Genomic DNA, 12,451 nt, shown 5'->3' with positions numbered 1-12,451 from the left:
ATGATACCAATACTCTTACGCTAAATATTCCTCAGGGTAATTTTGGGGTGAATGGTTATTTAGATGCGACCATTACCGTAGGCGGTTCGGATAATGAATATCTTGTAAAAATGTTACCACCGGGGCAAGAGTACGAAATTGCCACCATTCCTTACACCCTTAACGGGCAACCGTATCAAGTGGTCTTAAAAGGTATTGGTGGGGTTCCAGATCGTTGTTTTGGTAAGACCACATTTGATTGTGTGGGGTATGGNGCNAAAGNAAAAGAGCATGAGTTTATCTACATCCCTATCAAAGGTCCTGATGGTAAGACATGGCTTAACAATAACTTAGGTGCCGAATATGCCAGAGTAGGTTCTCGATATTTTAATCCAGTTCAGCAAGCCACCAGCAAAACAGACTGGAAGGCTTATGGTTCCCTATTCCAGTGGCAGCGTAATCCAGATGGTCATGAGTTGATTAATTGGTCAGGCTCAAATAGTGGTACACCGAAATACACTGGTACAGGTTCTATCTCTAATTCTTGGACTAATGCAGGGACTAATAAATTTATACCTCATGATAGATCTCCTTATGGTTGGGTAAATAACACCCTAAACAATGCTTCCACTCAAAAAGATTTATGGCAGACTAATGGTTCCACCAACCCGTGTCCTTCGGGTTATCATGTTCCTACGCATACGGAGCAGATGGCTTTGCATGATGCTATTACAGGTAAGTATAATGGTACAAGTTACGCGAATAGCTCTGCGATATGGAACGAGACTGGTCTTCGTCTGGCTGCTAGTGGTTACCGTAGCAGCAGCTCTGGGACGCTCTACAGTCAAAGCACTAGCGGTAAGCTGTGGAGCAGTAAGCAGTACGAAAGCGACACCTCGTGGAACCTGTGGTTCTACAGCGTCAATAGCAACGCGGGCCGCAGCAACTCTCGTGGAAACGGCTTTGGCGTCCGCTGCCTCAAGGATTAAGCGTGCGGTCTCGGCGGTTTGCCGCCAGCCCGCTTAAGTTTGTAAGTAAAAAACAGGTGGGTAAGGCTAAGTATGGCGGTAACCCTATAGGGTAACATAATGTAACCCTATGGGTTCGCTAAAAAAGGTACAAACTAACCACCATACCCCCAAAAGCCTGCAAAGGCTTATCTATAAAGACTTTGTAGGCTTTTATAATTAATAAAATAACCTAACTAATATTTTAAAAATAGTAAAAAAACTAAGACATTATGCCTAAAATCTTCCGCAAACCCGCTCCCTATATGGTGTTGCAAGATTTCTACCCTACTAAAATGTACTAATGTAAAATGTACTATTGTAGAATGTACTAATGTAGATATAAGCCTAAAGCCTCCTGCCTACGGCTTACACTTACAGCCAACTAATCTCTAACTTCTAAAATCTAAAAAATATGAACAACTTAAAAGCATGGCTTCGCCCCAACCTCCTCACCAAAGATGATAAAAATGATTTTATNGCTGTACCACTTTCCAACGGTAGCATCGGCATTAAAGAAGTGGTAGAAGCCCTACAAAAAGAGGGCATGGAAATCCAAACCGAAACCGCTGTGGATATCATCACACGCTTTAACCGTAAAGCCTCGGAATTGGTACTCAATGGCTACAGCGTAAACACAGGCTTGGTGTATATGCGTCCAGCCATAAAGGGCGTGTTCTATGATAAATCTTTTGATAAAGAAAAGCATTCGGTGTATGTGAATGTAAACCAAGGCACAGAGCTAAGAAAAGCTGCTGCAGAAACCAAAGTAGAAATCCTCGGCGAACAAGCCAGCCCAATGAGTCTGTTTAACATTACCGATAAAGCCACAGGCAATACAGACGGTACACTGACCAAAGGTAAAAACGCTGAAATCAAAGGGACTTATATTAAGGTAGAGGGCAGCGACCCTAAAAATGGTGTGGTGTTTAAAAACTTAGACAACAGCCAAGAAACCAAGCTGCCAATGGAGAATATTGTACTTAACGAACCTTCGCGTTTACTCATCCTCATCCCAGCAGATTTACCTAATGGTAATTATGAAGTGAGCGTAACCACGCAGTTTACTAGAGGGAGCGTTTTACTAAAAGACACGAGAACAGAAACTTTATCTACTACAGTGGTCATATCTTAAAGTTTAATTTATAGTGTAATATTAAAACCCCCAGCCCATGTTTAGAATAACAACACGCTGAGGGTTTTTTACGCTAGTGTGTTGCAGGGTAATGCAACACTGTGTTGTATTATGCTGTGCTGGTGTGTTGTAGGGTAATACGACGGAGAGGAGTTTTTGTGGTAGGGAATACTGCTATACTAGGGGCGTCCATTTTACAAAAAACCTTATCTTTGCGTATGCTTTCGGAACAGATATTTGAAGACCAATTGAGTGAAATTTTGCCACAATATCAAAGTAAAAAAATTTTGGTAGCGGTAAGTGGTGGCGTAGATTCTATGGTGTTGTTCCATCTTTTGAAATCGAGAGTAGCCCATTTGGAAGTAGCCCATATCAACTACCATCTAAGAGGGCAAGATTCTAACGACGATGAAGTGCTAGTCCGAAACTATTGTGAGCAAAACCAAACGCCTTTTCATATATATAATGTTACTGAAAAAGACCAAAAGCCCCAAGGCTCTATCCAGCTATGGGCTAGGGAACTAAGGTATCGCTTTTTTAAGACAGTGATGGCAGAACAACAACTGGACTATTTGGCAACTGCACACCACCTTAATGACCAATTGGAAACCTTTATCATCAACCTATCTCGGGGAAGTGGGATTAAAGGTTTAGCGGGAATCCCTGAGCATCGAAAGCAAATCATAAGACCGCTGCTCCATTTTAGTAAAGCGGAAATTTACACTTATGCTGATACACACCAGATTCCATTTCGTGAAGATGGCTCTAATACTAAAAATGATTATTTAAGGAATTTTATTCGGAATACTATCAGCCCCCAATTATTAGAAACTAATCCTAATTTTTTGGAACATTTTGGTAATAGCCTAAATTATCTTCGTGAGGCTTCGGATTTTATAGATGAAGAAATAACCCAAAAACTTCAGCAAATTACCATTAAAAAAACTTCGGAAGCGTGGGTGATTTCTAAAGATAAATTGGCTCAACTATCGGAATTTGCCCAATATGAAATTTTAAAACGCTTAGGATTTAAGGCTAAAGCAGAACATTATAAAATTTTTGAAGCCGAGACAGGTAGTGTTTTTTACGGAAACGATTATCAATTACTTATCAATCGAGATGAGTTGATTTTAACCCCAATTTCAAATGAGCTGACACATGAAGATGAAGTTTTAATTGATGTACCATATTCGAAAGAAATAGACCTTAAAGATTATATTTCCGTGGATTTTGATAAATCCTTTGAGTGGTATTTTGATGAAACTCAATTGCAATTTCCGTTAAAACTAAGAAAGCAAAAAGGAGGCGACCAATTCCAGCCGATTGGAATGAAAGGCAAAAAAAAGGTGGCTAAGTTTTTTAAAGATGAAAAATTGTCTATTTTAGCGAAATCAAAAATGTGGTTGTTGTGCGATGCCTCGGATACTATTCTAGGTGTAGCCCCATTAAGACAAGATGGACGGTACGCTGCCAACCCTAAGGATAAAAATTTGATAATAATAAGATTATAAATCATGACGAAATTGAAGTATTTTTTTATGGTGATTGCCACTCTATTTAGTGTAGTGGTATTGGCTCAAATCAAAGACCCCGTAAAGTTTAAATTAAAAATCAATGAACTTGGGGATAACCAATACGAGGCGGTTTTGCTAGCCACACTAGAAAATGGTTGGCATATCTATTCCAAAGATTTACCAGAGGATAGTGGTATCCCTACGGAAATGAAATTGTCGGGTGACAATATCCAACCCATGGGGAAAATTGTAGAAGTGGGAAAAAAGCACGATGAGTTTTCCGAAGCCTTTGGTGCAAGGATTGTCTATTATTCTAACACGGTAAGTTTTAAACAGAAATTTAAACTTAAAAACCCTCAAAAGCCTGCTAATGTTGCGGCGGAAATTACTTATCAGACTTGTAACGATAGGGTATGTCTAGCTCCTAATACTTTAGAATTTGAACAAAAAGTAGCGACTAAAGCGGCAGAAATACCAACTACAAATGAACCAGAACCATCGGTTGAGGAACCAACGGAAAGCCCATCAGAAACGATAATGGTTCCAGATAGCACAGCGACTACGGAAGCCGTAGCAGTACCGAATTCTAATAGTACGCTCGACCAGCAAAATTTAAAAATTAGCACTTTAGACCCTAAAAATCCATTGACGGATTGCGGGGTTGCCACCCAAGAGGAAAGTTCTAACAATTGGTGGATTTTGGTTTTAGGTTTTGTTGGTGGGCTAATTGCCTTGCTTACGCCTTGCGTATTCCCGATGATTCCTTTAACGGTGTCTTTCTTTACCAAAGGTGCTGCGAATAAAGCGAAAGGAAAGCGAGATGCTATCATTTACGGCTTATTCATTTTGGTAATTTTTGTATTGCTGAGTGTGCCGTTCCATATTATAGATGGAATTTCGGGGAATATCTTTAATGATATATCAACGAATGTGTGGCTCAACTTATTTTTCTTTGTGATTTTCTTATTCTTTGCGCTAAGTTTCTTTGGTTACTACGAAATCACTTTACCGAGTTGGGTGGCAAACAAATCCTCTAAAGCAGAAGATGCAGGCGGCTATATCGGGATTTTCTTTATGGCATTAACACTAGTTATTGTATCCTTTTCTTGTACAGGTCCTATTTTAGGGAGTTTATTAGGAAGTGCCGTCACGGGGTCTAGTGATGTACCCATGATGCTGACTTTTGCATTAGCAGGATTTGGATTGGCATGGGCGATTGTCTTTGGATTATTAGCGTTATTCCCACAAGCTTTGCAGTCGTTGCCGAAGTCTGGTGGCTGGATGAATACCGTAAAAGTGGTGCTTGGGTTTATAGAATTGGCTTTAGCCTTGAAGTTTTTATCCAAAGCCGACTTGGTGTCCAAAACTTTCCTATTAAAAAGAGAATTGTTTGTAGGATTATGGATTATCATTACCATTGGTTTAGTTTTGTATTTATTTGGAAAAATCAGATTTCCACACGATGATAAAAATGCTAAAATCTCTACTACAAGAAAAGTATTAGGCGCATTAGGAATTGGTTTTGTTGTGTATTTGGTTCAAGGTTTAATTCCTTCGGACAGACCAAAACTTCAGTTGTTAAGTGGTATTTTGCCACCGATTAATGTAAGTTATTTCCACAATGAAGACGATGGTATTTTAGGGATGCATCCAGAGCATAATTATTTTGATGCCATTGCTTTAGCACAGAAAGAGCAAAAACCTGTTTTGATAGACTTTACGGGTTATGGTTGCGAAAACTGCCGTAAAATGGAAGAGTTTGTTTGGAGCGAACCTGATATTTTACCTATTCTTCAAAACGAAGTGATTTTAGCCTCGCTTTATGTGGATGATAAGGAAGAACTGCCAGAACATGAGCAAACTAAAATTGATATGGGAGGCGGACAAAAGAAGAAGGTAAAGACCATTGGTGACCGCTGGAGTCTGTTCCAACAAGTGAATTTTAATAATAACTCTCAGCCGCATTATGTTTTAGTAACGCCAGAGGGCAAAGTGATAAATAAACCCGTGTCTGGCTATATGGACAAAAAAGATTTTAAACAGTTTTTAGAATGTGGTATCCAATGGTTTAAAAATCAAAAATAACCATACCATAAAATATTGAAGAAAGATTGGAGTCGATGGGCTTCAATCTTTTTTATTTAAAAGGGCTTCCACAAAGGCTTTAGCTTCTGTACTAGGATTAGCTTTTAGTTGAGCGACTCTGGATTTATGATTTTGGTAGATTTGCTCCAAAGTATGAGATTGTTTGGCTTGGGCAAGGATATATTCTTGCACCCAATATTCAAAGCGTTTTTCGGCTTGTTGCTGTCGAACCCATTCGAAACGCTGATGTTCTTTTTTTAGGTTAATAAAATCCTGAACCTTATTAAAGACTTCCGAAATCCCTTGATGGTGAAGTGCAGAACCCAATAATACGGGAACTTTCCAATGCGGTTCTTTAGAGGGTAAAAATCGTAAAGCTCTGGATAGCTCTAATTTGGTATTTTTAGCTCGTTTTAGATTATGGTCTTCTACTTTATTAATGAAAATTAAATCCACCATTTCCATAATACCGCGTTTGATGCCTTGGAGTTCATCGCCGCCACCAATAATTTTTAAAAATAAAAAAACATCGGTAATGTCTGAAACCAAAACTTCGGACTGTCCCACACCTACGGTTTCTATTAAGATATAGTTATAGCCGGCCGCTTCGCAAAGGAGCATGGTCTCAAAAGTAGTATTGGCAACGCCCCCCAAAAATCCAGAACTCGGCGAAGGACGGATAAAGGCGCTGGGGTCTTTAGCCAAATCTTCCATACGGGTTTTATCGCCCAAAATACTTCCTTTGCTCAGCGAAGAGCTTGGGTCTATCGCCAGCACCGCCACTTTTTTACCTTGGGTAATGGCATGGCACCCAAAACTTTCGATAAAGGTGGATTTCCCAGCACCAGGAACGCCAGTAATCCCAACACGCACCGAATGCCCAGTATAAGGCAATAATGTATTGAGCAAGGCTTCGGCTTGGCTTCGGTGTTCGGGCTTTTTACTTTCAACTAAAGTAATGGCTTTGCTCAGAAGTCGCTTATCGCCACTGAGAATGCCTTTCGCTAAGGTGTCTATTGGAATATTAGCTTTCATGGGCGGTAAGTATTTTGTTGAGCAAATCATTCACTTCGTGGATGTTGGTGATATGGTCTTTACGCATCATCAACTGCTGACCGTCTGGTGTTATTTTTTCTTTTAACAACGCATCTTTCGGGTGCTGTGTTAGATAGCTGATGATATGTTTAAATTGATTGCTTTGGTAAAATTTATCTTGCGGATTACTTGGGAAATAGCCCAAGAATACCCCATTTTTCATCACAATTTTATCAAACCCAATCGCTGCGGCTAACCATTTAAGCTCTACCGATTTCAGAAGATTTTGCGCTTGTGTTGGCAAGGCACCAAAACGGTCTTCCAATTCGGATTTAAATTGGGCTAAGGCTTTAGCCTCGCTGATGTCCGCTAGTTTTTGATATAAACTTAGGCGTTCCTCAATACTGCTCACATAGTCATCTGGTAGCATCAGTTCTAAATCCGTATCGATATTGACTTCTTTTTGAGATTTGAATAGCTTTTTACGGTTGGCTTCATTTTCAAATAATGTTTCAAATTCTGGGTCGTTTTGGAGTTCGTCTAAGGCTTCTTGCATGATTTTTTGGTACGCCTCAAAGCCCATTTCATTGATAAAACCACTTTGCTCTGCCCCGAGTAAATCCCCCGCACCACGAATTTCTAAATCTTTCATCGCAATTTGGAATCCGCTGCCTAAATCAGAAAACTGTTCAATTGCTTCTAAGCGTTTTCGGGCATCGGTGGTCATCATATCAAATGGTGGTGTGATGAGGTAGCAAAACGCTTTTCGGTTACTTCTACCCACACGCCCACGCATCTGGTGGAGGTCTGCCATACCAAACCTCTGAGCATCATTAATAAAAATGGTATTCGCATTCGGGACATCTACACCACTTTCCACAATAGTCGTGGACACCAAAACATCGTATTTGCCCTCCATAAAATCGAGGATGTTTTTTTCGAGTTGTTTGCCCTCCATTTGTCCATGCCCTGTAATCACTCTGGCATCGGGTACTAAACGCTGAATTAGCCCTGCAATTTCCTTTAAATTTTCGATTCTATTATTAATAAAATAGACTTGTCCATCTCTCTGGAGTTCGTAAGAAATGGCATCTCTTAAAATTTCTTCATTAAAACTGACCAACTGCGTTTCCACAGGCTGTCGGTTGGGCGGCGGTGTTTTAATCACAGATAAGTCTCTAGCCGCCATTAGCGAAAACTGAAGTGTTCTTGGGATAGGCGTTGCGGTAAGGGTTAGCGTATCGATATTGGCTTTCATGGTTTTGAGTTTATCTTTTACCGAAACCCCAAATTTATGCTCTTCATCAATGATGAGAAGTCCCAAATCTTTAAACTTAACTTTATTTGATGCCAATTGGTGTGTCCCAATGATGATATCAATCTTTCCTGCTTCTAATTGTTCTAAAGTTTCTCGCTTTTGCTTTGCCGTTCTAAAACGGTTGAGGTAAGACACCGTAACGGGAAAATCTTTTAACCGTTCCTGAAAACTGCGGTAATGCTGAAACGCTAAAATAGTCGTGGGGACGAGGACTGCTACTTGCTTACCATCGGTAGCAGCTTTGAAGGCGGCGCGTATGGCGACTTCGGTTTTACCAAATCCTACATCACCACACACAAGTCGGTCCATAATAGTTTCTGCTTCCATATCTTTTTTAACATCTATGGTAGCTTTTTCTTGGTCTGGCGTGTCTTCATAAATAAAACTCGCTTCTAATTCATTTTGTAGGTAGGTGTCTGGCATATACGCAAAACCTTTTGCCATTTTCCTTTTGGCGTATAGTTTTATCAAGTCAAAAGCAATTTGCTTAACTTTTGCTTTCGTTTTATTTTTAAGGTTTTTCCATGATGGTGAACCAATTTTAGAAAGTGTGATTTCCCTGCCTTCGGGACCATTGTATTTAGAAATTTTATGCAATGCGTGGATGCTGACATAGAGCAAATCCCCGTTTTTATAAGTCAGTTTAAAACATTCTTGCACTTTATCGCCATTGTTCACCTTCACTAAACCAAGAAACTTTCCAATACCATAATCAATATGGGTGATATAATCGCCTACCTTTAGCGACATTAAATCTTTTAAAGTCAGTTGCTCGGATTTTGCAAACGCATTTTTAGGCTGATAACGCTGATAGCGGTCAAAAATCTGATGGTCGGTATAGACTAAAACCTTTTCTTGTTGGTCTACAAATCCTTCGTGGAGTTCGGATTTAAAAGACTTAAACGCGATATTTTTCCCTAAATCTTCAAAAATACTTTGGAGTCGGTCTCTTTGTTTTTCTGTGGCGAAAGATATCCAAAGGTCATAGCCTTGCTGTTGTTTTTCCTCTAAATCTTCTATCAGCAGTTCAAAATTTTTGTTGAAACTCGGCTGAGGTTGCTGTTGCAATTCCAAATGAGGGGCTTTGGGCAACTGCAACGATTGCGGGGTAAAATCTATGGTTCTAAACGCTTGATAATCCTTAAAAAATTCCTTATCGGAAATGAATAAATCTTGTGGTTTTTGATGTTTGATGCCATCTTCAAACTGGCTAAATCGTTCTTCTGCTTTGGTATAAAAATCTCGAATATAATTAAGCCCTAAATAAGCATTTTTACTTACGATAAGGCTGTCTTTTGGCAATAGTTCAAACAAAGAAACTTTGGTGCCTTCCACCTTGTAGCTCATATTGGATACGAGTTGTAGGCTGTCCACTTTTTCAATAGAAAGTTGAGTTTCAATATCAAAAGTTTTGATGCTTTCCACTTCATTACCAAAAAAAGTGATACGGTAGGGGTGGTCGTTAGCATAGGAAAATACATCTACAATACCGCCTCTCACGGCAAATTCCCCAGGTTCTGAGACAAAATCGGTCAGTTGGAAATTAAATCGGTTAAGCAGTTCTTCCGTAAAATCAAAATCCAGTTGGTCCCCGACTTTTATATGATGCGAAATAGCTTTGAAATCTTCTTTTTTTAAGACTTTTTCCGTTAATGCTGAATAATGTGCCACAATACATTTAGGCTGGTTGCTGGCACTTAGCTGGTTAAGCACTTCGGTTCTAAGCACCAAGTTGGCATTTTGCGTTTTTTCAATTTGATAAGGTTCTAGATGGGTAGCGGGATAGTATAAAACACGGTCTTCGCCGAGTAGTTCTTCTAATTCGGTAGTGGCATAGTGGGCATCTTCTTTATCATGCGTTAAAAAAACTAGTGTGGTGTTGAGAGATAAAAACGCTTCTGTGGCGATTAAACTTGGGGTAGAACCTGCCGCTCCTTTTACCGAAATATGTTGATGGGTAGTTAGATTTTCAAAAATGGAGTTCCCAAATTGTTGTTTTAGCAACTGTGGGAGTAAAGTGTCTTGGATAGGCTTTAAATTCATTGTACTACAATTTCTTATCAACGAAAAAGACGCTATTGAGATTTTACCCAAAGCGCTAATGATGCAAAGATAGAGAAATAATTTCTTAGATGTTAGATTTTAGCAGTAGGCAATAAGCCATAGGCAGTATGTAACACAAAACTCTCACCTTCTAAAATCTAATTTCTAAATTTTCTTGCACAATAAAAAAATTATTGTACCTTTGTCGCCATTATGGCACGCAATACCAGCAACATAAAAATTTCTCAAAAAAAACTACTAAATAATTTGGTAGTTTCAGAAAAAAGTGTAAACACACACACACACACACACACACACACACACACACACACACACACACACACACACAGATTAATTCCCGCGTAGCGCGCGTATTATACAACTTTTTTTCGAAAAAAGAGCTTAGAGGCGAGAGCTTAGAACTTAGAGGTTTTATGGCTAAGCAACAAGCCGTAGGCAATCACTCAATATTTGCTTTAGGCAGTAAGCAGAAAGCCGTATGCATTAACTCATCACTCAAAATTTAAAACTCAAAACTTAAAATTTAAAATTTATAATTCAAAATTTGTATATTATGAAAAAGAATCTATTCTTAGCGATGGTTTTGCCGATGGCAATCCACGCACAGTACAATGGTAGAGTGGGCATCAATACCAGCACACCAGATGCCACGCTACAAGTCTCTCGCAACGATGATTTGCCAGAGACTAGACCACAGGGAGTTACCTTCCCTAATTTCTCTACCGAAGAGCGTTCTAAATTTCAAAATGTATCCAAAGGGATGCTAATCTATAACACCGATAAAAACTGTATAGAAATGTATATGGGGTATATAGGAGGCATACACCAGTGGACATGCAATGGTAAAATAAATGATGTGGGCGAAGTGAGCAACCCACCATCATCTGCCACAGCTACTTTGGGAGCAATACAGGATTATAGATTCATTGTTTTTCAGCACAAAGGCAAAGATTATCGTGTAAAAGATTTAGGCTATACCAATGAAGGCGTAGCGCCTAATGAAGAAATAAGCATCAGTATACCCTATACCAATGCCCAGCCTACCAATGGTGCTTACACGGCTTTTGAGCAAACACTCCCACTGAAAAACACCGCTGGATACACCCAAGATTTTAAACTGTACTACCCTGCAGGCAACTTTACAGGCGCTACAGGAACGATACAAGCAAAACTAAAAAATGTGAGTGGCGCAGTCTATATGCCAGAGCTATATGCTAAAGATGGCGTTTACCGAAATCTAATAAGCGGTGCCAACGCATATAGCATTAGCCTAAACGGCGGAGTATCTACCACTAGTCTAAAAGTACAAGACATAACAGCTATCCCAGACCGCTGTTTTGATACCACTACCAGCGATTGTGTAGGCTACGGAGCTTCAGTAAAAGAACATGATTTCTTATACATACCAATAAAAGGACCCGACGGAAACCTATGGTTGAGTAATAATCTTGGAGCAGAATATGCGAGGGTGGGCGCTACAGTATTTGACCCTACCCGCCAAGCAGGTGCTTTAGACTACACTACTACAGGAGCTCCGCTAGCGAACCCTACGGCAGACCAGATTAAAAAGGACTGGCGAGCTTATGGTTCACTTTTCCAGTGGCAGCGTAATCCAGATGGTCATGAACTCATCAATTGGTCTAAAGCAACTAATGGTACGCCAAAATACACTGGTACAGGTTCTATCTCTAATTCTTGGACTAATGCAGGGACTAATGAGTTTATCGCAAATGCTAGTTCGCCTTATTCATGGGTTAATTCTTCGTTAAATTCAGATTCATCTCAGTGGAATTTATGGCAGACTAATGGTTCCACCAACCCGTGTCCGTCTGGTTATCATGTCCCTACGCATACGGAGCAGGTGGCGTTGCATGATGCTATTACAGGTAAGTCTAATGGTACAAATAGCTCAAATAGCTCTGCAATGTGGAACGAGACGGGTCTTCGTCTGCCTGCTAGTGGTAGCCGTTACAGCGGCAGTGGGACGCTCTACGGTCAGAGCCGCTACGGCCGCGACTGGAGCAGTGAGCAGGACAATAGCGACGACTCGTGGAACCTGTGGTTCAACAGCAGCATTAGCAGCGCGGGCAGCAACTACGATCGTGCACGCAGCTTTAGCGTCCGCTGCCTCAAGGATTAAGCGTGCGTTCACAGCGGTTTGCCGCCAGCCCGCTTAAGTTTGTAAGTAAAAAATAGGTGGGTAAGGCTAAGTATGGCGATAACCCTATAGGGTAACATAATGTAACCCTATGGGTTCGCTAAAAAAGGTACAAACTAACCACCATACCCCCAAAAGCCTGCAAAGGCTTATCTA

Annotated in this window: 7 protein-coding genes; 5 read left to right on the top strand and 2 right to left on the bottom strand. The window is 40.2% G+C overall.

The genetic code is table 11. The features are described from left to right. The 4 genes from C237_RS0108240 to C237_RS0108225 form a co-directional block, all read left to right on the top strand. Positions 1–968 (top strand): fibrobacter succinogenes major paralogous domain-containing protein (locus C237_RS0108240; RefSeq protein ID WP_018676021.1); only part of this gene is annotated, 968 nt, incomplete at its 5' end. Positions 969–1,401: 433 nt separating this feature from the next. Beyond that, positions 1,402–2,121, top strand: coding sequence for a DNA-binding domain-containing protein (locus C237_RS0108235; protein ID WP_018676020.1), 720 nt, complete (start codon positions 1,402–1,404; stop codon positions 2,119–2,121). Between the two features lie 218 nt (positions 2,122–2,339). Further along, complete coding sequence (gene tilS / locus C237_RS0108230) at positions 2,340–3,632, top strand: tRNA lysidine(34) synthetase TilS (RefSeq protein WP_018676019.1); 1,293 nt, start codon at positions 2,340–2,342, stop codon at positions 3,630–3,632. A 3-nt stretch (positions 3,633–3,635) separates the two neighbouring features. Continuing rightward, positions 3,636–5,720 (top strand): protein-disulfide reductase DsbD family protein, encoded by a 2,085-nt coding sequence (locus tag C237_RS0108225; RefSeq protein ID WP_018676018.1) that lies wholly within the window; start codon positions 3,636–3,638, stop codon positions 5,718–5,720. Between the two features lie 42 nt (positions 5,721–5,762). On the opposite strand, the gene meaB is transcribed toward C237_RS0108225, so the two are convergent. Together meaB and mfd are read right to left on the bottom strand one after the other, a co-directional pair. Then, complete coding sequence (meaB, locus tag C237_RS0108220; RefSeq protein WP_018676017.1) at positions 5,763–6,755, bottom strand: methylmalonyl Co-A mutase-associated GTPase MeaB; 993 nt, start codon at positions 6,753–6,755, stop codon at positions 5,763–5,765. Beyond that, entirely contained in the window at positions 6,745–10,116 is a 3,372-nt protein-coding gene (mfd, locus tag C237_RS0108215) for a transcription-repair coupling factor (protein ID WP_018676016.1), read from the bottom strand. The genes meaB and mfd overlap by 11 nt, the downstream gene beginning before the upstream one ends. Positions 10,117–10,690: 574 nt before the next feature. On the opposite strand from mfd, the gene C237_RS13175 reads away from it, so the two are divergent. Beyond that, positions 10,691–12,277, top strand: coding sequence for a fibrobacter succinogenes major paralogous domain-containing protein (locus C237_RS13175; RefSeq protein WP_026315586.1), 1,587 nt, complete (start codon positions 10,691–10,693; stop codon positions 12,275–12,277). The last annotated feature ends 174 nt before the right edge of the window (positions 12,278–12,451 follow it).

It is taken from the genome of Riemerella columbina DSM 16469 (assembly GCF_000374405.1).
In the GTDB taxonomy this organism is placed as follows: Bacteria; Bacteroidota; Bacteroidia; order Flavobacteriales; family Weeksellaceae; genus Riemerella; species Riemerella columbina.
This window is presented reverse-complemented; position numbering and strand designations above follow the sequence as displayed.